General features: G+C 58.9%; 23 protein-coding genes. 8 read left to right on the top strand and 15 right to left on the bottom strand.

What is annotated here, in order from left to right:
* Positions 1–133 precede the first annotated feature (133 nt).
* The 6 genes from msrQ to ICA16_RS25225 form a co-directional block, all read right to left on the bottom strand.
* Positions 134–751 carry a protein-methionine-sulfoxide reductase heme-binding subunit MsrQ gene (msrQ, locus tag ICA16_RS25250; RefSeq protein ID WP_150602249.1) on the bottom strand — a complete coding sequence of 206 codons (618 nt, stop codon included), beginning with the start codon at positions 749–751 and terminating at the stop codon, positions 134–136.
* Positions 751–1,764, bottom strand: a complete 1,014-nt coding sequence (gene msrP, locus ICA16_RS25245; RefSeq protein ID WP_210554929.1) for a protein-methionine-sulfoxide reductase catalytic subunit MsrP — start codon at positions 1,762–1,764, stop codon at positions 751–753. The genes msrQ and msrP overlap by 1 nt, the downstream gene beginning before the upstream one ends.
* A 63-nt stretch (positions 1,765–1,827) precedes the next feature.
* A complete protein-coding gene (pssA, locus tag ICA16_RS25240) occupies positions 1,828–2,685 on the bottom strand; it encodes a CDP-diacylglycerol--serine O-phosphatidyltransferase (RefSeq protein ID WP_042561080.1) in 858 nt (285 codons plus the stop codon).
* 147 nt (positions 2,686–2,832) lie between these two features.
* Complete coding sequence (ilvC, locus tag ICA16_RS25235; protein ID WP_042561081.1) at positions 2,833–3,849, bottom strand: ketol-acid reductoisomerase; 1,017 nt, start codon at positions 3,847–3,849, stop codon at positions 2,833–2,835.
* Between the two features lie 48 nt (positions 3,850–3,897).
* Positions 3,898–4,389 carry an acetolactate synthase small subunit gene (gene ilvN / locus ICA16_RS25230; protein ID WP_003176102.1) on the bottom strand — a complete coding sequence of 164 codons (492 nt, stop codon included), beginning with the start codon at positions 4,387–4,389 and terminating at the stop codon, positions 3,898–3,900.
* A 2-nt stretch (positions 4,390–4,391) separates the two neighbouring features.
* Positions 4,392–6,116 (bottom strand): acetolactate synthase 3 large subunit, encoded by a 1,725-nt coding sequence (locus ICA16_RS25225; protein ID WP_150602247.1) that lies wholly within the window; start codon positions 6,114–6,116, stop codon positions 4,392–4,394.
* A 400-nt stretch (positions 6,117–6,516) separates the two neighbouring features.
* Between ICA16_RS25225 and ICA16_RS25220 the strand changes: the two genes are divergently transcribed.
* Positions 6,517–6,933, top strand: coding sequence for a DUF4124 domain-containing protein (locus tag ICA16_RS25220; protein ID WP_210701871.1), 417 nt, complete (start codon positions 6,517–6,519; stop codon positions 6,931–6,933).
* A gap of 150 nt (positions 6,934–7,083) precedes the next feature.
* Here the strand turns inward: ICA16_RS25220 and ICA16_RS25215 are convergent, their stop codons facing one another.
* Genes ICA16_RS25215 through mrcB form a run of 3 tightly spaced genes read right to left on the bottom strand, consistent with a single transcriptional unit; the run spans position 7,084 to position 10,509 of the window.
* The gene (locus tag ICA16_RS25215) at positions 7,084–7,419 is read right to left on the bottom strand and encodes a YqcC family protein (RefSeq protein ID WP_150595353.1); all 336 of its coding nucleotides are present in this window, start codon (positions 7,417–7,419) and stop codon (positions 7,084–7,086) included.
* Positions 7,419–8,168, bottom strand: a complete 750-nt coding sequence (locus tag ICA16_RS25210) for a tetratricopeptide repeat protein (RefSeq protein WP_210701870.1) — start codon at positions 8,166–8,168, stop codon at positions 7,419–7,421. Before ICA16_RS25210 ends, ICA16_RS25215 begins: the two co-directional genes overlap by 1 nt.
* Before the next feature lie 16 nt (positions 8,169–8,184).
* Complete coding sequence (mrcB, locus tag ICA16_RS25205; protein WP_150602244.1) at positions 8,185–10,509, bottom strand: penicillin-binding protein 1B; 2,325 nt, start codon at positions 10,507–10,509, stop codon at positions 8,185–8,187.
* A 118-nt stretch (positions 10,510–10,627) separates the two neighbouring features.
* Between mrcB and ICA16_RS25200 the strand changes: the two genes are divergently transcribed.
* The 4 genes from ICA16_RS25200 to ICA16_RS25185 all read left to right on the top strand — a co-directional run bounded on the left by ICA16_RS25200 (position 10,628) and on the right by ICA16_RS25185 (position 13,991).
* Positions 10,628–12,184 (top strand): bifunctional aminoglycoside phosphotransferase/ATP-binding protein, encoded by a 1,557-nt coding sequence (locus ICA16_RS25200; protein ID WP_210701869.1) that lies wholly within the window; start codon positions 10,628–10,630, stop codon positions 12,182–12,184.
* A gap of 91 nt (positions 12,185–12,275) precedes the next feature.
* Positions 12,276–12,620: a pentapeptide repeat-containing protein gene (locus ICA16_RS25195; protein ID WP_077574553.1), complete on the top strand. Its 345-nt coding sequence runs from the start codon at positions 12,276–12,278 to the stop codon at positions 12,618–12,620.
* Between the two features lie 287 nt (positions 12,621–12,907).
* A complete protein-coding gene (locus tag ICA16_RS25190; RefSeq protein ID WP_042561087.1) occupies positions 12,908–13,180 on the top strand; it encodes a TfoX/Sxy family protein in 273 nt (90 codons plus the stop codon).
* Between the two features lie 16 nt (positions 13,181–13,196).
* Positions 13,197–13,991, top strand: a complete 795-nt coding sequence (locus tag ICA16_RS25185) for a Crp/Fnr family transcriptional regulator (protein ID WP_210554925.1) — start codon at positions 13,197–13,199, stop codon at positions 13,989–13,991.
* A gap of 231 nt (positions 13,992–14,222) precedes the next feature.
* Here the strand turns inward: ICA16_RS25185 and ICA16_RS25180 are convergent, their stop codons facing one another.
* From ICA16_RS25180 to ICA16_RS25165, 4 genes are read right to left on the bottom strand one after another with little or no spacing between them, the layout of a single operon-like run.
* Entirely contained in the window at positions 14,223–15,071 is an 849-nt protein-coding gene (locus ICA16_RS25180) for a ChaN family lipoprotein (RefSeq protein ID WP_210701868.1), read from the bottom strand.
* Between the two features lie 21 nt (positions 15,072–15,092).
* The gene (locus ICA16_RS25175) at positions 15,093–15,860 is read right to left on the bottom strand and encodes a heme ABC transporter ATP-binding protein (RefSeq protein ID WP_210701867.1); all 768 of its coding nucleotides are present in this window, start codon (positions 15,858–15,860) and stop codon (positions 15,093–15,095) included.
* Entirely contained in the window at positions 15,860–16,843 is a 984-nt protein-coding gene (locus ICA16_RS25170) for a FecCD family ABC transporter permease (RefSeq protein WP_191627705.1), read from the bottom strand. The genes ICA16_RS25175 and ICA16_RS25170 overlap by 1 nt, the downstream gene beginning before the upstream one ends.
* 50 nt (positions 16,844–16,893) lie before the next feature.
* Complete coding sequence (locus ICA16_RS25165) at positions 16,894–17,766, bottom strand: heme/hemin ABC transporter substrate-binding protein (RefSeq protein WP_210701866.1); 873 nt, start codon at positions 17,764–17,766, stop codon at positions 16,894–16,896.
* Positions 17,767–17,925: 159 nt separating this feature from the next.
* On the opposite strand from ICA16_RS25165, the gene ICA16_RS25160 reads away from it, so the two are divergent.
* Positions 17,926–18,243 carry a Rieske (2Fe-2S) protein gene (locus tag ICA16_RS25160; protein WP_150602237.1) on the top strand — a complete coding sequence of 106 codons (318 nt, stop codon included), beginning with the start codon at positions 17,926–17,928 and terminating at the stop codon, positions 18,241–18,243.
* On the opposite strand, the gene sfsA is transcribed toward ICA16_RS25160, so the two are convergent.
* Positions 18,240–18,953 (bottom strand): DNA/RNA nuclease SfsA, encoded by a 714-nt coding sequence (gene sfsA, locus ICA16_RS25155; RefSeq protein ID WP_047303250.1) that lies wholly within the window; start codon positions 18,951–18,953, stop codon positions 18,240–18,242. The two genes, ICA16_RS25160 and sfsA, sit on opposite strands and share 4 nt — an antisense overlap.
* Positions 18,953–20,125, bottom strand: coding sequence for a pyridoxal phosphate-dependent aminotransferase (locus ICA16_RS25150; RefSeq protein WP_210701865.1), 1,173 nt, complete (start codon positions 20,123–20,125; stop codon positions 18,953–18,955). The genes sfsA and ICA16_RS25150 overlap by 1 nt, the downstream gene beginning before the upstream one ends.
* Positions 20,126–20,459: 334 nt before the next feature.
* Here ICA16_RS25150 and dksA point away from each other — a divergent pair, with 334 nt between their 5' ends.
* Positions 20,460–20,903 (top strand): RNA polymerase-binding protein DksA, encoded by a 444-nt coding sequence (dksA, locus tag ICA16_RS25145; protein WP_042561095.1) that lies wholly within the window; start codon positions 20,460–20,462, stop codon positions 20,901–20,903.
* A gap of 191 nt (positions 20,904–21,094) precedes the next feature.
* The gene (gene gluQRS, locus ICA16_RS25140; RefSeq protein ID WP_210701864.1) at positions 21,095–21,991 is read left to right on the top strand and encodes a tRNA glutamyl-Q(34) synthetase GluQRS; all 897 of its coding nucleotides are present in this window, start codon (positions 21,095–21,097) and stop codon (positions 21,989–21,991) included.
* Positions 21,992–22,055 lie beyond the last annotated feature (64 nt).

The raw sequence follows: 22,055 nt of genomic DNA, 5'->3' as shown, positions 1-22,055 counted from the left end.
AGGCTTCGATGAACTGAAGCGCCCCGCTCTCGAAACCTACTTAACTCATTGAATCTCAAGGAGTTTTCCGTTTCGGCTGCGCCGGAAGTGGGGCGAATTATAGACGTCTGGAATCTGCCGTCAACCGTTAATTTCACTTTTGTTGCAGAACCTGCTTTTTGGGCACTAAACGCGGGATTCGACGAGCCACCGGAGGGACACGCAGCAATAGAAGCAGCCCACCTATAAAGGCATAGATCGCCCATTCCTTAAGATCAGCACGCGCGATCCACAGCATATGCAGAAGACCCAACCCAAGAATCACATAGACCAGCCGATGCAGCTTCTTCCAGCGAACACCTAAACGGCGCTGACTGTAGCGATTGGAGGTCACCGCTAACGCCAACAATCCGAGGAACCCCAGCGCACCGACAATAATGTAAGGCCGCTTGCGCAACTCGACACCCAGTTGAGACCAGTCGAACCCCAGGATGAAAGCCATATAGCTGCAAAGGTGCAAAACCACATAGGCAAAACACCAAAGGCCCAACTGTCGCCGAACAGCAATCCACCCCGCCCAACCGGTCAGTTTCTGCAAAGGCGTCATGCTCAAGGTGATCAACAGCAACACCAACGTGCCAAGGCCCAGCCTATCAACCAGCACCTTGCCAGGATCCGGCCCAAGCAGATCTGCGAAAGCCTGATAAAACCACAGCAATGGCCAGATCGCTGCGGCAATGAAAACACCCACCCGCCAGACCGGATATCGCATCAGTAGTTCTTCCGTAGATCGAGCCCTGTATATAAAGAAGCGACTTCATCCGAGTAGCCGTTGAACATCTGTGTATCGCGCACATTCGGCTTGAACAGACTGTTCGGCAGCCTCCGCTCGCGCGCTTGCGTCCAGCGCGGATGATCGACTGTCGGGTTCACATTTGCATAGAAGCCGTATTCGTCCGCCGCAATGCTTTGCCACGTCGTTTTCGGCTGCTCACTGACCAGACTGATACGCACGATGGATTTGACGCTTTTGAAGCCATACTTCCATGGCACCACCAGCCGCAGAGGTGCTCCGTTCTGATTCGGTAGCTCGCGCCCATACATGCCCACCGCGAGGATCGCCAACGGATTCATCGCCTCATCCAGACGCAAGCCTTCTATATAAGGCCAGTCGATCAGTGCGAAGCCGGAGCGCTGCCCGGGCATGCTTTTCGGATCCTGCAGGGTTTCAAACCGAATGTACTTGGCATTGGAGGTCGGCTCGACCTGCTTGAGCAGCGCCGCGATGGGAAACCCGATCCACGGAATGACCATCGACCAGGCCTCGACACAGCGCAGACGATAGATACGCTCCTCCAACTGGTACGGTTTCATGAAGTCTTCCAGCGCATAACGCCCCGGCTTACCCACCTCCCCGTCCACCACCACACTCCACGGCTCGGTTTTCAGCGAACCGGCATTAGCGGCCGGGTCGCCCTTGTCAGTACCGAACTCATAGAAGTTGTTGTAGTGAGTCGCGTCCTTAAAAGGCGTGATCGCCTCATCCTTGACGTTTACCGCCCCCCATTTAGTAGAGGGGAGTTTTTCGGTAAACCAGGCGGGCGCCTTGCCAGGTTCGACATCGGCATATCGCGCCGCATCGTCAGCACTGGCCCAGCGCGGAAGACTGCTCACGGCGATGCCGGCCGCGGTGGCTCCGAGCAGCTGGCGGCGAGACAGATAGATGGATTCAGACGTGACGTCCGACTCATGGCAGTCAGACGCTTTGGGGATTTTGATGAGCATGGCAACTCCGCAGCTTTGGAGGACAGATGCACCCATAGACTGCGGAGTATGCTGGAAATTACATCACTCGGCGTTTTTGTGACGACGAAGATGCAACAGATACTGGATTGGGCCGGAAGCCGCATAAGCGAGGAACACCAGCAGCAGAATGCGCGGTGGATCGCTGAATACGACAGCGAACACCAGCACTACCGCGAGGATCGCCACGAAAGGCACGCGACCTTTCAAATCCAGCTCCTTGAAGCTGTTGTACTTGATGTTGCTGACCATCAGCATGCCGGCAGCCGCCACCATCAGTGCGACCAGAAACGACATCTTCGAACCCTGGATGCCGTAATCGCTGAACGCCCAGACAATGCCTGCCACCACACCGGCAGCTGCCGGACTGGCCAGACCGATGAAGTAGCGTTTGTCCGCTGTCCCCACCTGAGTGTTGAAACGCGCCAAACGCAACGCTGCGCCCGCTACATAGATGAAGGCGACCATCCAGCCGACCTTGCCCATGTCACCTAGCGCCCAGCCGAAGGCCAGCAACGCAGGCGCTACACCGAAGGCGACCATGTCGGACAGCGAGTCATACTCGGCGCCGAAGGCACTTTGCGTGTTGGTCATGCGCGCGACACGACCATCGAGGCCGTCCAGCACCATCGCGACAAAAATCGCGATTGCGGCGAACGCGAAATACTTGCTCGCGTTGACGGAATCGCCAGCGCTCAAGGCCGCCTGAGCGCTCATCGAGTTGATGATGGAGTAAAACCCGGCAAACAGGTTTGCGGTGGTGAACAGATTCGGCAGCAGATAGATACCACGATGCCGGACTTTACGACCTTCTGCGTCATGCCCTTCTTCGATGTGCTCATCGATGGGCAGCAGGCTTTCGGCGTCTGAAGCCTTGTTCGGCTCTTCGGGACGTTCGCTCATGGACATTACCTTGCAACGGTTTGGAAAAATTCGACAGATGCCTGTGGACGACGGTTCGGCCACAAACGATGCAGCTTTATACCAGAACCACCGACCCAAACGAAAAAACGCGGCCGAGGCCGCGTTTTTCGTACAAGGGACGACGACTTAGTTTTTGGCTTTGTCGACGATCTTGTTGGCACCGATCCACGGCATCATGGAGCGCAGTTGCTCGCCGATGATTTCGATACCGTGAGCGGCGTTGTTACGACGCTTGGCGGTCATCGAAGGGTAGCCGGTTGCGCCTTCGCTGATGAACATTTTGGCGTATTCGCCGTCCTGAATACGTTTCAGGGCGTTGCGCATGGCCTGACGGGATTCGGCGTTGATCACTTCCGGGCCGGTCACGTACTCGCCGTATTCGGCGTTGTTGGAGATCGAGTAGTTCATGTTGGCGATACCGCCTTCGTACATGAGGTCAACGATCAGTTTCAGTTCGTGCAGGCACTCGAAGTAGGCCATTTCCGGCGCGTAGCCAGCTTCAACCAGAGTTTCGAAACCGGCTTTTACCAGTTCAACGGTACCGCCACACAGAACGGCCTGCTCGCCGAACAGGTCGGTTTCAGTCTCGTCCTTGAAGGTGGTTTCGATGATGCCGGTACGACCGCCACCAACGCCTGCAGCGTAGGACAGAGCCACGTTTTTGGCGTTGCCGGAAGCGTCCTGGTAGATCGCGATCAGGTCAGGAATACCGCCGCCTTTCACGAACTCGGAACGTACGGTGTGGCCCGGGGCCTTCGGCGCGATCATGATCACGTCGAGGTCGGCGCGCGGAATAACCTGGTTGTAGTGGATCGCGAAGCCGTGGGAGAAGGCCAGGGTGGCGCCTTTCTTGATGTTCGGCTCGATTTCGTTCTTGTACAGAGCAGACTGGAACTCGTCCGGGGTCAGAATCATGACCAAGTCGGCAGCAGCAACAGCGGAAGCAACGTCGGTCACTTTCAGGCCGTGAGCTTCGGCTTTGGCAACGGTGGCCGAACCTTTACGCAGACCGACGGTAACGTCGACACCGGAGTCTTTCAGGTTGCACGCCTGGGCGTGGCCTTGGGAACCGTAACCGATGATGGCAACTTTCTTGCCCTGGATGATCGACAGGTCGCAGTCTTTTTCGTAATAAACTTTCATGAAATTCCCCTATATATCCAGGCCGTTCAGGCCATTCACTAATTTGGTTTAGATGCTGAGTACTTTGTCGCCGCGGGCAATACCGGTTACGCCACTACGGACGGTCTCCAGAATCGATGCGGTGCCGATGGACTGAATGAAGCTGTCGAGCTTGTCGCTGGTACCGGTCAATTGAACGGTATACACGCTCGCGCTGACATCGACGATCTGTCCACGGTAAATATCGGTGGTGCGTTTGATCTCGGCGCGCTGGGCGCCAGTGGCCTTGACCTTGACCAGCATCAGTTCGCGCTCGATGTGAGCACTTTCCGACAGGTCCACCAGCTTGACCACTTCGATCAGCTTGTTCAGGTTTTTGGTGATCTGCTCGATGACTTCATCATGACCCACAGTGGTCAGCGTCAGACGCGACAGGGTCGGGTCTTCGGTCGGGGCCACGGTCAGGCTTTCGATGTTGTAGTTGCGCTGCGAGAACAGGCCGACTACGCGAGACAAAGCGCCGGGTTCGTTTTCCAGAAGCAAGGAAATAATGTGCCGCATGATTAAGTACGCTCCGTCTTGCTCAGCCACATATCGCGCATGGAGCCGTCTTTGATCTGCATCGGGTAGACGTGCTCGCTGGTATCAACCGAAACATCGATGATCACCAGACGATCTTTCATGGCGAACGCTTCTGCCATCTTCGACTTCAGATCTTTCGATTCGGTGATGCGTACGCCGACGTGGCCATACGCTTCAGCCAGCTTGACGAAGTCAGGCAGCGATTCCATGTAGGAGTGCGAGTGACGGCTGCCATAGCTCATGTCCTGCCACTGACGAACCATACCCAGAACACCGTTGTTCAGGATGACGATTTTCACTGGCAAGCCATATTGCAGGCAGGTCGACAGTTCCTGGATGTTCATCTGGATACTGCCTTCGCCGGTGACGCAGGCAACGTCGTCGTCCGGGAAGCTCAACTTGATGCCCATGGCTGCGGGGAAACCGAAGCCCATGGTGCCCAGACCACCGGAGTTGATCCAGCGATTCGGCTTGTTGAACGTGTAGTACTGCGCAGCGAACATCTGGTGCTGACCCACATCGGAGGTGATATAGGCATCGCCCTTGGTCACTTCGCACAGGGTTTCGATAACGGTCTGCGGCTTGATTTGGCTGCCGTCGCCCTTGTCGTAAGGGAACAGGCCGCGATCACCGCGCCATTCATCAACCTGCTTCCACCAACTGGCCACGGACTCCTTGTTCGGGGTCTCGCCGATTTCCTTGAGGATCGCGACCATTTCGGTCAGGACGCTTTCCACCGGACCAACGATAGGCACGTCGGCCTTGATGGTCTTGGAAATCGAAGCCGGGTCGATGTCGATGTGAATGATCTTGGCATTCGGGCAGAACTTCGCCGGGCCATTGATCACTCGGTCATCGAAACGTGCGCCAACCGCCAGGATCACGTCGGCATGGTGCATCGCCAGGTTGGCGGTGTAGCTGCCGTGCATGCCGAGCATGCCGATGAACTGACGATCGGTGCCTGGGAAACCACCCAGGCCCATCAACGTGTTGGTCACCGGCAGGTTGAGCATTTTCGCCAGTTCGGTCAGCGGAGCGGAACCGTTGCCCAGAATGACGCCGCCGCCGGAGTACAACACCGGGCGCTTGGCCGCCAGAAGCATTTCTGCTGCCTTGCGGATTTGCCCGGAGTGGCCACGAACGGCCGGGCTGTAGGAACGCAGCTTGGCTTTTTTCGGGAAGATGTATTCGAACTTCTCGGCCGGGTTGGTCATGTCTTTCGGGATATCGACCACGACCGGGCCCGGTCGACCGGATTGCGCCAGGTAGAAGGCCTTCTTCATGACTTCCGGGATTTCCGAAGCGTGCTTGATCATGAAGCTGTGCTTCACGATCGGCCGGGAGATACCGATCATGTCGGTTTCCTGGAACGCGTCGGTGCCGACCATGGTGCTTGGCACCTGACCGGAAATGATCACCATTGGAATCGAGTCCATATAGGCAGTGGCAATACCGGTGATGGCGTTTGTGGCGCCTGGACCGGAAGTCACCAATACCACGCCGGCTTTACCGGTGGCACGGGCGTAGCCGTCAGCCATATGGGTTGCCGCTTGTTCGTGACGAACCAGGATGTGAGTCACTTCCGGTTCTTTGAACAGGGCATCGTAAACATGCAGGAGAGCACCACCCGGGTACCCGTAGATATATTTGACGCCTTCGTCACGCAAGAAGCGGACGAGCATCTCACCGCCAGATAAAAGCTCCACGTTGTTCACCTCTAAAACGCCAGAATACCGCCCACGAAAAATGGGACGGGTCTTAATAGGTTTACTTCTCGGCAGAGCATGAGCGACGGTGGTCGCCGACTACGTCAGCACTGACTGAGCAAGTATTGGGATCGTCCCAAGTGTTGCGGGCCTTTCCCACCCAGCGCGAGGTAACGCGTTGCGGGTGTAACAGGTCGGCGCGGGTGTGCGCCTCATGATCTACCGAGTGGGTCTGCTTCTGGCAGTCCCTCTACAGCGGACTTTGGATTCTTCTGTTTCGCCCTCTCCAAGTCAAGTCGTCTGTGTGGTTAATTGTGGGTAAGCACATGAGAACGCAAGAAAAAACCTGAAAACGGCTACTCTGTTAGCGTCAATTGCGCAATTTTGCCAAGGAATCAGCATGCGAATGCTTCTGTTAACCCTGCTGATCGGCCTCAGCCCATGGTGCACAGCCGCTCAGATCTACAAATGGGTCGATGCCCAAGGTGTTACGCACTTCGATGCGCAACCTCCGCCGGGCCAACCATCCACCACCGTACAGACGCACTCGTCACCACCCGCAAAACCTGCAGCAATGCCAGGCAGCGGTGTGCTGGGCGATCAGAAAGCCATCGACGACAAGGTTAAAAAGCAGGTCGACGACCAACAGGCGCAGCTCAAGGCATTTTGTGAGCAGGCGAGGACGAACCTTGCGCAATTGCAGAACAATCCGCGTTTGCGAGAGGAAGTCGGGGGGAAATTGCGGCGGCTGGATGATGCACAACGGCAGGAGCGCACTATCGAAGCGCAGAAACAAATTGCGGAGAACTGCCAGTAGAAAACTGTAGGAGCATTCGAGTGAAACGAGGCTGCGATCTTTTGATCTTGAGTTTAAAGATCAAAGGATCGCAGCCTGCGGCAGCTCCTGCAGGGAGCCGGTGTCAGCGTTCAAGAGCACCGTTCCAGCAAAGGACAGCGTAAGCGTTCTTCAGCGAGAAGCGGTGATCAGCAGGTCAAACTCTTTGAGCAGCACCTGCAGTTGACGATCCCGTCCCTGAACGTTGCGCTGAGCGAAGACCATTTCCGCCATTTCCTGAATACCCGAGGCGTTCGGCAGCGGCAGATCCTGTTCAAGGATCATCTTCATGCGGGGCAGGAAGATCCATTGCAGCCACTGCTCGAAATCGAGCGTGTCGACCGAAAACGGCTCGACACTGCTCAAGGCCTCGGCCGACGGCGAGACCTCATCCCACCAGCCCTGCGTACGCAGCTCACGCTCGATCAGCAATAACTGATCGGCGATTTTCGGGAAACGTGCATCCATCACAGCGTTACCTTGGCCTTTTGACGGGCCAGGGCAGCGCCGGCGGAATCACCTTGTTTCTCACGGGACTGAGCGATGATTTCCCACAGATTGGCCTGCAAATCCGGACGACCATTGGCCATGGTCAACGCACGACGGGCGAACTGCTCGGCCTGCGGCGCATCGCCTTGAGCCATGCGCACCTGAGCCAGACGATAGAGCACTTGCGGCTCACGCGGGGCAACACGCTGCGCGCGCTCAAGGCTCGACGACGCACCGTTGAGGTCGCCACCAGCCTGTTGCTGTTGAGCAGTCGTCAACAAGGCGAGTACCGGACCATCCAGTTGCTCGTCCGCCGACAAACCACCGCCACTGCTGGCCGAAGGAATGCCGCTCGGTGTCGAAGGCATGCTGTAGCTGCCGGAGTTGATCGGCGCCGACTCGACTGGCGACGGGTTGTATGGCCCCGACGTAATGCCGCCGGATGCCGGGCCCGGCACAATTGGCGAAGCGCTGATCGGTGCCGACGTTGTCGCGCCACCGCCCGGCACCATTACTACGACACCGGTATCGCCTTGCGGGATGGCTTGAGGCTGGCCCTGCACAGGACGCTTGACCGTCGTCTGACGGAAACCGCCATTGGCGGAAATGCGTTCGCTGTTGGACACGGCTGAGCCCGAATCCACCACTGGGATCGAACCACGCTGAACGGTAGAGCAGCCGCTGAGCAAAGCCACGGCGGTCACCGCTGGAATCAACCACTTGTTCACTTGAAACCCTCTTTGCTTAATTCATCCAGCCCTTGACCCAATCCATCACCGACTCGCCAGATGCAGGCGTCTCGCTTGCACACGCAGCGCCGGGTGGTGGTTCGCTGCCGCGAATATACGGCATCTGCACCGCACCCGGGCAGTTGGCGTCAGAACCTTGCCCGGTACGCGAATCAACCCATGCCTGCACGACGTTGTCCGGCTGCGGCATGTCCAGCGGCAGCGGATCGGCCTTGCGCATGAAACTGCTCCAGACCTGCAACGCACCGGTCGCACCGGTGAACGGCGTCTTGCCGTTGTCATCACGGCCCAGCCAGACCACTGCCAGCAAGTCCTGACTGAAACCTGCGAACCAGCTGTCGCGCGAATCGTTACTGGTACCGGTCTTGCCGGCCAGCGTCAAAGTCTTCGGCAACACGTTGTAAACCGAGCTGCCGGTACCCTCGCGCATCACACGCTGCATGGCGTTCTGGATCAGATAGATCGACGCCGGATCAAACCGCTGCTCGATCTGGAACGGATAGCGCTTGAGCGGCTCGCCTTCGGCAGTCAGTACGCTGCGAATGCCGCGCATCGGCGTATTGAAGCCACCGTTGGCCAGCGTCTGGTACATGGTCGCCACTTCCATCGGCGTCATCGCGCCCGCCCCCAGCAACATCGACGGGAACGCCGGGAACTCGCGGGTCACACCCAGACGGGCCAGCGTCTTGAGGACATTCGGCACGCCCACTTCCAGACCCAGGCGCGAGGTCGAGAGGTTGTAGGAATGCGCCAGCCCCTGATACAGGAACACGGTGCCGTGGGAACGACGATCATAGTTCTGCGGCTTCCAGACTTGACCGTTCGCGCCTTTGACCGACAACGGATCATCCGACAGCCAACTGGTCAGTGTGTACTGGCTCGGTTTCTCCAGCGCGGTCAGATAAACCGCCGGTTTGATCAACGAGCCGATCGGCCGCACGGCATCCAGTGCCCGGTTGAAACCGGCATAACTGGCCTGGCGGCTGCCGATCATGGCCTGGACTTCGCCGGTCTCCGGATTGGTCACGACCATCGCCGCTTCGACGTCATCGGAGCCCTTGCGACCGGCCAGACGCTTGAAGGTGTCGTTGACCGACGCCTCGGCCTTCATCTGCAGGATGGGGTCAAAACTTGTGAAGATCCGCAGGCCTTCTTCAGTCAAGTCTTCGTCGCGATAGTCTTCGCGCAGTTGACGTTTGACCAGGTCGATAAAGCCCGGGAAGGAGCTATCGGCCAGTTTGCCGCGAGTGGTTACACCCAGAGGCATGTTCTTCGCCGCGGCAACTTGCTCGGCAGTCGCTACGCCTTGCTGCTCAAGCACGTCGAGCACCAGATTGCGACGTTCCAGCGCACGCTCAGGATTGCGACGCGGGTTGTAATAGGACGGGCCTTTGACCATGCCGACCAGCATCGCGACCTGATGCAGTTTCAGCTCGGACAATGGCTGACCGAAGAAGAACTGACTGGCCAGACCAAAACCGTGCACGGCGCGCTGACCATCCTGACCGACAAAGACTTCGTTGAGGTACGCCTCAAGGATTTCCTTCTTGTCGTAATGCAGTTCCAGCAACATCGCCATCATTGCTTCAGTGAGCTTGCGGCTCAGGCTGCGTTCGTTGGTCAGGTAGAAGTTTTTCACCAACTGCTGGGTCAGCGTACTGCCGCCCTGAGTCATCTTGCCGCCAGAGGTGTTGACCCAGATCGCCCGGGCAATCGACTTCGGCGACACGCCCCAGTGGCTGTAGAAGTCCCGGTCTTCGACGGCGACCAAGGTTTCCAGCAGATACGGCGGCACCTGATCCAGTTTGATCAGGATGCGGTCTTCGAGGTTCTTCGGATAAATCCCGCCGATCAGAACCGGCTCCAGACGTACCACGGACAGTTTCGAACCGTTGGTCGCCGACAACTCGGCCACGTAATCGCCCGAGAAGCGCACACGCACAGGTTGTGCCTTCTCAAGCCCTTCATAGAACTGGAAGCCACGGGTATTCAGGTCGACGGTGTTTCCGGAAACTGCGGCAGCGCCGGGGCCATTGCTCACGGCTTCGCGGCGATAGCCGAGTGCGTCGAGTTCGGTGAGGAAATCTTCCTTGCTGAGCTTCTGTCCGACGAACAGCTCAAGCGGGCGCGCGTATACCTTGGCCGGGATGGTCCAGCGCTTGCCGGAGAACTTCTCCTGCACCACGGCATCGAGGTAAACGGCAAAGCCGGCCAGCACTACAAGGCCGACCAGACTGAGTTTAATGGCCCAACCCATCCATGGGCGCAGGCCCTTGGAAGGTGGTTTTTTCTTGGTACGGGGAGATCGAGTTCGAGTCATGGCGGCGGATTATACGCACTTTATTCAGACTCAACAGGCGCGCTCCGAGGTTTGCGTCAAGCGGGCGAGCGGCCATAATGGCGACCTCGAATTTCCCCCAGTCTCTGAAGGATCGCCCGTGAGCCAGTCTCTGATCGCTGCCCTGCAAAACCCGGCCCTGTATCCGCACCCCGTCGAAGGGTTCCAGGTCATCGAAACCCATATTTCGTGGGTGATCCTCACCGGCCCCTATGCTTATAAAGTGAAGAAGCCGGTGAATTTCGGCTTCCTCGACTTCACCGGTCTCGATCAACGCGAACACTTTTGCGCTGAAGAGCTGCGTCTGAACCAGCGTTTGACCGACGATTTGTATCTGGAAGTGTTGCCGGTGACGGGCAGCGTCGACACCCCGCAACTGGGCGGCGACGGCCCGGCAATCGAATATGTGCTGAAAATGCGTCAGTTCCCTCAGACCGGTTTGCTCAGCACCCTGCAAGCCAACGGCGAGCTGACCACCCAACACATCGATGAAATGGCCGAGCAGATCGCGCACTTCCATCTCACCGCGCCGAAAGTCCCGGCCGAACACGACGCCGGCACCCCGGACAGCGTGATGGCGCCGGTCCGCCAGAACTTCGAACAGATTCTGCCGTTCCTCAGTGACAAGAACGACCTGCTGCAACTCGACGCTCTGCAAGCGTGGGCCGAAAGCAGCTTCGAGCGCCTCAAGCCTCTGCTGGCTCAGCGCAAGGCCGACGGTTTCACCCGCGAATGCCACGGTGACATTCACTTGGGCAACGCCACCGTCATCGACGGCAAAGTGGTGATCTTCGACTGCATCGAATTCAACGAGCCGTTCCGCTTCACCGACGTTTACGCCGACACCGGTTTCCTCGCGATGGACCTGGAAGACCGCGGCCTGAAGTCGCTGGCTCGCCGCTTCATCAGCCAATACCTGGAACTGACCGGCGACTATCAAGGCCTGGAAGTGCTGAACTTCTATAAAGCCTACCGCGCACTGGTTCGCGCCAAAGTGGCCCTGTTCAGCATGCCGGCAGACGCGACTCCGGTGCAGCGCGCCACCACCCTGCGCCAGTACCGCAACTACGCCAACCTGGCGGAAAGCTACAGCACCATTCCTTCGCGCTTCATGGCCATTACCCACGGCGTTTCCGCTGTCGGCAAGAGCCACGTGGCCATGCGCCTGGTCGAAGCACTGGGTGCCATTCGCCTGCGCTCGGACGTTGAACGCAAGCGCTTGTTCGGCGAACAAACCGTCGCAAATGATGTACAGGCCGGCATTTATAGTGCCGAGGCCAGCACCAAGACCTACGCGCGTCTGCATGAAATTGCTGAAGTGATCCTGCACGCCGGTTTCCCGGTGGTGATCGACGCGACTTACCTCAAGCGTGAGCAGCGCGACAACGCCGCGAAAATCGCTGAAGCCACTGGCACACCGTTCCTGATCCTCGACTGCAACGCGCCGCAAGCAGTGATCGAGAGCTGGCTGTCGATTCGTCAGGCCGATAAACAGGATCCGTCCGACGCCACGTTGGCTGTGATCGAAGCGCAACAGGCCAATCGCGAAGCGCTGACGCCGGAAGAGATTCTGCGCAGCAAACGCGTTCAGACCAATGAGTCCGGGACGCTGGACACCGTCGTCGCGCAGATCCGTCAACGCCTTCCAGGCCTGTAAGAAACTATTTCGGCCGTGAAGCCCTCGCTCGCTTCACGGCCGCTAAATAGTGGCACTATACTGGCGTCATAAAACCAACAGGTGATGTGACATGAGCCAGCCGAAACTTCTCGACACCCCGCTGTACGCCTTGCTGCATAAAGATGACATCACAGGTTTCAACAAGGAGCGCCCACAAGACGGCCCGATCGACATGGTCGGTGGCGACTTCCGTGGTCTCGATTTGCGCGAATTGAACGCCGATGGCGTGGATTTCCGGGACGCGTACTTCCGTTCTGCCGATCTGCGTGGCATTGATTTCCGCAAAGCGTCGCTTGAAGGCGCCAGCCTGGCCCACGCGCAAATTTCCGGGGCGTACTTCCCGCCGGAACTGAGCGCTGACGAGATACTGATGTCGATGAATTTCGGCACACGCCTGCGTTATCGCACTCGCTGATTGCTTCATTATTCCCTGATACAACACCATCCCTGTAGGAGTAAGCCTGCTCGCGATAGCGGTTTAACTTTCAACACATGTGTGCCTGCCAGTCCGCTATCGCGAGCAGGCTCACTCCTACATTGATATGTGTGTTCCCCCCTCTTTTCTGCGCTCGCAGGCCGTTCCAGTCCCCTTTCTTAGAAGCGTTTGCGTTGAATCCAACCAAACAACCACGCTTTTCCTACTGATGGCTACACTCCTGAGAAGCTCGCCCACGCACCATTCGGCCGTCGCAAGGAGGCTTGATGAATGATGAACTGCAGCACCTGAAGAATCTTGGCAAGACGTCGGCGCAATGGCTGCATGCCGTGGGCATCCACAGCGCCTCGGACTTGCGTCGCCTGGGCGCGGTGGACGCCTACAGGGCCGTGCGAACCCGCGGGTTTCGCGCATCGAAGGTGTTGCTGTATGCGATCGAAGGAGCGTTGATGGATGTGCACTGGAACGACATCCCCGCCGAACGCAAGGACGCCCTGAACAAGCAGCTCGAAGCCATTTCCACACGCCACAAAAACTGAACGGGCGCTGACTGCCATGTACCTGCTTGGGGAACAATCGGCATTGGCCGACGCATTGATCAACCGTTTGCAGAGTCTGCCTGCACAGTGGCTGGAAGGCCTTTTATCGTGCGGGCCGGCAATTGAGCTGGAAGCGACTGATGACCTGTCGGCGCAGTTGCCCGGCGATCAAGTGTTTCTACTGGCAGAAGGGGTGGTCAACGGTTTCATCGGTTCGCGCGCGCTGTTCTATTGGCAGGAAGGCGACTTGATCGGCCTCCAGCAGAGTGACGCCTGGGCCGATTGCCGCTTGCGCAGTGACGGGCCGTTACGTTTGCTGCCTTATCGGCGCAGTGACGTTTTCCAGCATTTATTGGCGGACGCCAGCCGTGCGGAGCAATTTCTCGAGTATCTGCTGGGACAAATGGCCCTCCTCGCCCACGCCGTAGCCGAACTGAAACCGCGGGAGTTTCGCAGTACCAACGGTTTCAAACGGGTCGAGGCCGGGGAAACCCTGATTCACCAGGGCGACCCCGCCGATCACGTGTTCGTAATCATCGACGGGCATGCCGAAGCCTTTGTCGATGGACACAAGGTCGGTGAGGTTCCCAAGGACGAGATCTTCGGCGCCATGGCGCTGTTCACCGGGGAGCCGCGCAACGCTACGGTGGTCACGCGAGAACCTTGCACAGTCATGCTGATTCCCGGTGATCAATTTTTGAGCATGACTCGCAGCAATCCGAAGATCGCCCACAGCCTGATCGAGAGCATGGCGCGGCGCATCGGCCAACTGAACAAACAGATCGCCCAACTGACGACTGACAAAGGGTAGCTCCAACCCTTTATTTACGGGGCATTCCGGCCATTGCAGAGACTAAATCAAATAAATGCAGAATCAGCGATTGACTTGGTAATGAGAATCGCTATGATTATCACAACTGGTCGCGAGATCAGTCGATATTCTGAAAAGCCCTTGGTTCGGACTCTCAGATTATCTCCTCATCAGGCTAATCACGGTTATTTGACCCGGTTTTTACCGGGTCTTTTTTTGCCTGTGGAAAAGTCATTTGCCGAACTGTTTACGCATCTCTTCACAGTAATCGCGCTTCGGCGTGGCGGGGGTGTACCAGACGTAATCGGCCATCGCCTCAGTTACTTCATCGCCCTGCTCTGCCAGCATCAGCACCGTCGGTGCTCGGGACTCGCCCACATCCACGACGTGCAGCGGCACCCCGACATCCTTGCGCGCATGCCAGCCGCCGGCCAACAGCAAGGACGGAGTCGGCGCCGAGAGCAAACGCTCTGCCATGCGTCGATCCCGTTGCTGCTGAACCGCCAGCATCGCCGGCATCTGTGAATCTGGCAGCAGACCACAGTGAGAATCGCCGATCTGCCCCAGCAAAGTTGCTTTCACTGCTTCAGCATTGCTGCGTTCGCCGCTCAAAACGGGCGGACTGCGATAGAAGGCACGGATTTCGCCGTTATCCAGGTTGGCGGCCAGCAGCGGATACGGTTGCGCGAGGGCGAAGCGGACAATTGGTCCGTAGAGATTCCAGTCCCAACCCTCCTGCCAGGCCAATGCGCCGGGAAGGTCAGAGGGAGACGACGCGGACTGGCGAACCGCAGTAACTTTGGCCTGTTGATCCGGCGTGAGCATTTCCAGCAGCAGGCTGCCCTGCGGCCGTAGTTCGCCAAGCGACTGTAAAAGCCATAACTGCGCAGCGTGATGGTCGGCGTTGTCATGCTGCTCACCGACGATCACCCGATCAGGTTCGGCGAGGCGTGTGAGCAATTGCTGCGCGGTCAGCACCTGACCGCTGTGCAGATCACGAATCTGACCACCGATAGGCGGCGCAGCAACATGCTGACACCCGGCGAGCAACAACACAGCCAACAGCCACATCCCACGCATGCGATCACCTTGATAAGAAAGTCAGCGGGCGATGATCAGCGGATGCCCACGCTCCGGGTGCGGCTGCACCAATACCTCAAGGCCGAACACGGCTTTGAGCGTATCCGGCTGCAATACCTGTTGCGGCGTATCCAGTGCTACCGGACGCCCACCTTCAAGCAGCAACACGCGATCACAATAACGTGCTGCCAGATTCAGATCATGCAGGATCACCAGCACGGCGGCGCCACGATCGGCAAACTCGCGCACCGCTTGCAGTGTGGTGTGTTGATGCAGCGGGTCGAGCATCGAGGTCGGCTCATCCAGCAACAGCGTTTGCCCCGCCTGCCCCGGCCAGAGTTGCGCGAGCACCCGCGCCAGATGCACGCGCTGCCGTTCGCCACCGGACAACGCCAGATAACTGCGACCGCTCAGATGCCCGGCGTCTGCGGCCGCCAGTGCCGCGGCGACAATCTCGTCATCGCGCACCCGGCCACTTTGATAAGGCAAACGCCCCATGCCGACCACTTCTTCGACGCGAAAGGCAAAATCCAGCGTCGACACCTGCGGTAACACGGCCAGGCGTTGCGCGCGCTGGGTGCCGGTCCAATGGCTCAACACGTGCGCGTCAAGCGAGACTTCTCCCTCACTGGCCGTCAATTCACCGCACAAAGCGCCGAGCAAGGTGCTTTTACCGGCGCCATTCGGGCCGAGCACACCGAGTACTTCACCCGGTTCAAGCTCAAGGGTGATACCGCTGAGCACGTTTTTACGACCACGGAGGATGTGCAGATTGTGCGCACGCAACATCAGGCACGCCCTCGCAGCAGCAGATATAGAAAGAACGGTGCACCGATAAACGCCGTGACGATACCGATCGGCAATTCCGCCGGCGCCAGGGCCAGTCGAGCCACCAGATCAGCCAGCAACAACAGGCTCGCCCCGGCCAACACCGAGGCCGGCAGCAAGACCCGGTGATCCGGCCCTGCCAGCAATCGCACCAAATGTGGCACCACCAGCCCGACAAACCCGATCATCCCCGCCGCCGCCACTGCCGCACCGACACCCAGCGCCGTACAGAACACCAATTCCCGCTTGAGCCGTTCGACATCGATACCCAAATGCCCGGCTTCGGATTCACCCAGTAACAAGGCGTTCAGTGCTTTCGCCCGACGCGGCAACCACAACGCCACACCGGCACTGATGATCAGCAATGGCCACAACCGCGCATAACTGGCGCCATTGAGGCTGCCGAGATTCCAGAACGTCAGCGTGCGCAGGGTCGCGTCGTCCGCCAGATAAGTGAACAGGCCAACCGCCGAACCGGCGAGTGCCGTCAGCGCGATCCCCGCCAGCAACATGGTCGCGACATTGGTTTGCCCATTGCGCCGACCGAGCCGATAAACCAGTGCCGTAACACCGAGCCCCCCAAGAAACGCGCACGCCGACAACAGATAAGGCCCGAACCATTCCGGCAAGCCGCCAAAAAACGAGCCGCCGACAATCGCAACCGCCGCCCCCAGCGCCGCGCCACTGGAAACGCCAACCAGCCCCGGATCTGCCAACGGGTTGCGAAACAACCCTTGCATTGCCACACCCGACAACGCCAGCACGCCGCCGACCGCGAGCCCGAGCAAGGTTCGCGGCAGCCGAATCTGCCCGAGAATCAGCTCAGCCTGCTCCAGACCTTCCGGTGCCAGCGGTACGCCGATCATGCGCAACGCCGCACGCAGGGTATCGAAGAGCGGCAAGCTGACCGGCCCCAACGCCAACGACAACCAGATCGCCAGCAAACACAGAAGTGTCAGGCCAATGAACAGGCTGCGGGGTTTTACCAGTGTGGTCATTGGCCGCTCTTGGCCGGGTAAAAACCGTCAGACAGGGTTTTCAGCGCTGCCGGCAAACGTGGTCCGAGCCCGCCGACCAAGAGGGTCGGATCGAGCTCCAGCACCCGTCCGGCCTTGGCCGCGCGGCTGGCGTTGAGAATCGGATTTTCCTTGAACAACGCAACCTTGGCCGCTTCACCGGTTAACGCTCGGTCGGAGAACACCAGCACTTCAGGATCGAGGCTGGCGAGGGATTCCACAGAAAACGGCTTGTACCCGGTGTGGGTGGCGAGATTACGCCCGCCTGCCTGTTCCAGCAGCCAGTCAGCGGCGGTGTCCTTGCCAGCAATCAGCGGCTTGCCACCGGCATGCCCGAGCAACAGCAGCACGCCCGGCGCCTTTTGTCTGGATTGCGCGTCAGTCACCCGCGTTTTTTGCGCGTCGAGTTGCTGTTGATAACTCTGCAGCAGTTGCGTGGCCTGTTTTTCCGCTCCAAGTAGCTGGCCCAGATGGGAGACGTTTTTTTCCAGTGTCGGCAGATCCGGTTGGGCCGAGAACAATTCCACTCGAACGTTGGCCGCTTTCACCTGCGCCAGCACTGGTGGCGGGCCCATTTCCTCGGTACCGATCAGAATGTCCGGACGCAAGCTGAGGATGCCTTCCGCAGACAGACTGCGCTGATAGCCGATGCTCGGCAGGGCCTTCAAGGCTTGCGGATGCTGACTGGTGGTATCGACGCCGACCAGTTTCGACTCGCCGCCCAGCGCACTGACCCATTCCGACAGCGCACCGCCGGCACTGACCCAACGTTGCGGCAAATCAGCCGCTGCAGCCTGGTGACTGACCAGAAGTCCGACACACAGCACAGCAACGCGGGTACTCAGGCGCATACACAGCTTCCTTGAACAAGGTTTTCCCGGGCGTCAGGATGTCAGGCCAAGTATCCTCGGCATCTGGCCGGCGCCTTCGGGTGAAGGCCGCCATTTGATAATTGTTTGCATTTAAACGTCAAGCTCGGACATATCCCGACACGACACTAGAGGATAGCCATGAAGTTTCTCTGCGCCGGCACCGATCTGGCCGAGGCCGGCAGTCGCGGTTTTGATGTCGATGGGCAAAAACTGTTTGCCGTGCGTCGCAACGGTCAGGCGTATGTCTACCTCAACCGCTGCCCGCACCGCGGTGTAGGGCTGGAATGGCATCCCGATCAGTTTCTCGATCAGAGCAACAGCCTGATCCAGTGCGCCACCCACGGTGCACTGTTTCTGATCGAGGACGGTGAATGCGTTTCCGGACCGTGTGCCGGGCAATCGCTGACGGCCATACCCTGCCGCGAAGATGCGCAAGGCCTGTGGATAGATGTTTAACCGTTGAGCAGCACGTCGAGGCGGCGGTCGATCACCATTTCTTCATGGCTCAAGCGAACGCCGTAAGCCAAAACCTCAACACCGCAGGCGACCGCTTCACGCAAAGCCTCGGCGTAGGCCGAATCGATTTCTTCGGCCGGACGCACCGCTTCAATCCCGCTGAGATTCACGCAATACAGCTGCACTGCACGAATCCCGTCCCGCGCCAGGTGCGCCAACTCACGCAAATGCTTGGCGCCACGCTGGGTCACGGCATCTGGAAACGCCGCCACGTTCGTGCCATCGAAACCCAGCGTGACGCTTTTCACTTCGACATAGGCCGGGCCGCTCGGGTATTCGAGGCGGAAATCAATGCGGCTTTTTTCCTGTCCGTAAGCCACTTCGCGCTTCAACGCGGTAAAGCCGTTCAACTCGGTAATGACGCCGGCCTGCAACGCCTCTTCAACCAATCCATTGGCTCGTGCGGTGTTCACGCAGAACAACCGTCCCTGCGGGGTTTCACCGATCTCCCAAGTGCCGGGCAGTTTGCGTTTCGGGTCGTTGGAGCGGCTAAACCAGACTTGCCCGCCCTCGACCTGACAATTGAGCATCGAACCGGTGTTCGGGCAGTGAATAGTCAACAACTCGCCGTTAACGGTCTCGATATCGGTGAGAAAACGCTTGTATCGACGGATCAGTCGCGCCTCTTCCAGAGGAGGATAAAAACGCATCAGGCTTGCCAGCTCTTCAAGCCACGGGCAATCCGCTCCACCGCTTCCTGTAAGCGAGGGAGGTTTTGCGTGTAGGCAAATCGCACATGGTGACTGGCCTGATACCGGCCAAAGTCGAGACCCGGCGTGAACGCAACGTGCTCGGTTTCGAGGAAATGACGGCAGAACGCGAAGGCATCGCCGCCGAACTTGCTGATATCCGCATAAAGATAAAACGCGCCTTCAGGTTCTACCGCGATGTTGAAACCCAGTTCGCGTAATGCTGGCAGCAGGAAATCTCGACGTCGGCCGAATTCGGCGCGGCGCTCCTCAAGAATCGCGATGGTATCCGGCTCGAAACACGCCAGCGCCGCGTACTGGGCCATGCTCGGTGCGCTGATGTAGAGGTTCTGCGCGAGTTTTTCCAATTCACTGACTGCCGCATCCGGTGCGACCAACCAGCCGAGACGCCATCCGGTCATGCCGAAATATTTGGAGAAACTGTTGAGCACAAAAGCGCTGTCATCAACTTCCAGAACACTCGCCGCGTCGGTGCCGTAAGTCAGCCCGTGATAGATCTCATCCACCACCAGATGCCCGTGCCGCGCCTTGATGGCTGTGGATAACCCGGCGAGTTCATCGCGGGTCAGGATCGTCCCGGTCGGGTTGGCCGGCGACGCGACCAGTGCGCCAACGCTGTCGTGATCCCAGTGCCGCTCGACCAGATCCGGAGTCAGTTGGTAACGCACCTCCGGCCCTACCGGAACAAGCTGCGCCGCGCCTTCGACCAAGCGCAGGAAGTGTCGATTGCACGGGTAACCCGGGTCCGCCAGCAACCAGTGTTTACCGGGATCGACCAGCAGGGCACTGGCCAGCAGGAGGGCCCCGGAGCCTCCCGGCGTGATCAGGATGCGCCGTGGATCAATGTTCAAGCCGTAACGCGATTGATAAAAACCGGAAATCGCCTCGCGCAGCTCGGGAATACCGCGCGCGGCGGTGTAGCGCGTCTTGCCCGCCGTCAGTGCCGCGTGTCCCGCCTGGATGATCGGCTCGGCCGTGGTGAAGTCCGGCTCGCCGATTTCCAGGTGGATCACGTCGTGGCCCGCGGCCTGCAATTCATTGGCCCGCGCCAGCAGCGCCATCACATGGAACGGTTCGATCGCACGACTGCGCGCACTGTAGGGCTGAGCCATTGGCCTTCCTTCGACGGGGGAAAAGAAACGATTCTACCCATCTGCCGGAACGAGCGAGAACCCGTAGCGGTCACAGCCACAAGAACGCTGGACTGTAACGATACGAACGTACGCTCCAGGATTGACTAAAATCAGTGATTGAACAGGTCTTCAACACCGCCAGACATGGCTTGGCAAACTTTTCCAGGCACCGTCGGCCGCAGCCTCGACATCCGGGAGTAGCGCGGGCCGAATTGATCTGGTAAGTTCGCCCGCTTGCAGCCGCAGGGCCGGCAGGTGTCGGTGATGGAGCAATCCTGCGCAATGGATTACAAGAGTAGAGGCGGTCCATTTCATGCCCACCCAAGCAAAGCAACAGGCTAATCCGACCGTCAGCGGTTTCGAACCTTATGTTCAGGCCAAAGACGAAGAGTATATGGGCGCTCCAATGCGTGCCCACTTCACCAAGATCCTGAACAAGTGGAAACAGGACTTGATGCAGGAAGTCGACCGTACCGTCGACCATATGAAAGACGAAGCGGCCAACTTCCCTGACCCGGCCGACCGTGCCAGCCAGGAAGAAGAATTCGCCCTGGAGCTGCGCGCCCGCGATCGCGAGCGCAAGCTGATCAAGAAGATCGACAAGACGCTTGATCTGATCCAGAACGAAGATTACGGCTGGTGCGAATCCTGCGGCATCGAGATCGGCGTCAAGCGCCTCGAGGCCCGTCCTACCGCCGACATGTGCGTCGACTGTAAGAACCTGGCTGAAATCAAGGAAAAGCAGGTCGGCAAGTAATATCGACCTGAACGAAAAACGGAGCGTGCGAACGCTCCGTTTTTGTTTCTGCCGTTTGCCCCTTGTAGGAGTGAGCCTGCTCGCGATAGCGGTGGGTCAGTCAATTACGATGTTGAATGCCAGACCGCGATCGCGAGCAGGCTCACTCCTACAAGGTGTGGTGTACCCCCCCTGAAAGTAAATCCGCCGCCATGACTGCCAAGACATCCCCCGCCTACATCGGCCGCTTCGCCCCGACACCCAGTGGCCACTTGCACTTCGGCTCGCTGGTCGCTGCCCTCGCCTCGTATCTCGACGCGCGTTCGGTCGGCGGCCGCTGGCTGGTGCGTATGGAGGATCTCGACCCGCCGCGCGAAGAGCCCGGCGCGCAGGTAGCGATCCTCAAGGCCCTGGAAAGCTACGGCTTTGAATGGGATGGCGAGATGGTGCGCCAGAGCGATCGACATGACGCTTATGCCCAAGTGCTCAACAGCCTGTTCAATCACGGCCTGGCCTACGCCTGCACTTGCTCGCGCAAACAACTGGAGCCTTATCACGGGATTTATCCGGGGTTGTGCCGCAACGCGGGCCACGACCAGCAAGACGCGGCGATCCGCCTGCGCGTGCCGGAGCTGGAATATCACTTCATCGATCGGGTGCAGGGCGAATATCGCCAGCATCTGGGCCGCGATGTCGGCGACTTTGTGATTCGCCGTCGCGACGGCCTCTATGCCTACCAACTTGCCGTGGTGCTCGACGATGCCTGGCAAGGCATCACCGATATCGTCCGTGGCGCCGATCTGCTCGACTCCACGCCGCGCCAGCTCTATCTGCAAGAACTGCTGGGCTTGCGTCAACCGCGTTACCTGCACCTGCCGTTGATCACTCAACCGGACGGCAACAAACTCGGCAAGTCCTACCGCTCGCCGCCGCTTGAGGCGGATCAAGCTACGCCGTTGCTGCTGCGGGCCCTGCGTGCATTGGGGCAAAATCCCGGCGCAGAACTCGAACACGCCACGCCGCAGGAACTGCTGAAGTGGGGCAGCGCGCACTGGGATGCCACCAGGATCCCGCGCACACTGACCCTGCCCGAAGCGCAACTGCTATGACGACACTTGCAGTCGCGCAGCCATCCGTTACCATCGCCGCACGTTTTCGGGCACGCGCATAAAA

It is taken from the genome of Pseudomonas anatoliensis (assembly GCF_017976235.1).
GTDB lineage: Bacteria > Pseudomonadota > Gammaproteobacteria > Pseudomonadales > Pseudomonadaceae > Aquipseudomonas > Aquipseudomonas anatoliensis.
Note: the sequence above shows the minus strand (reverse complement) of the source record. Positions and strands in the feature narration are given on the sequence as shown.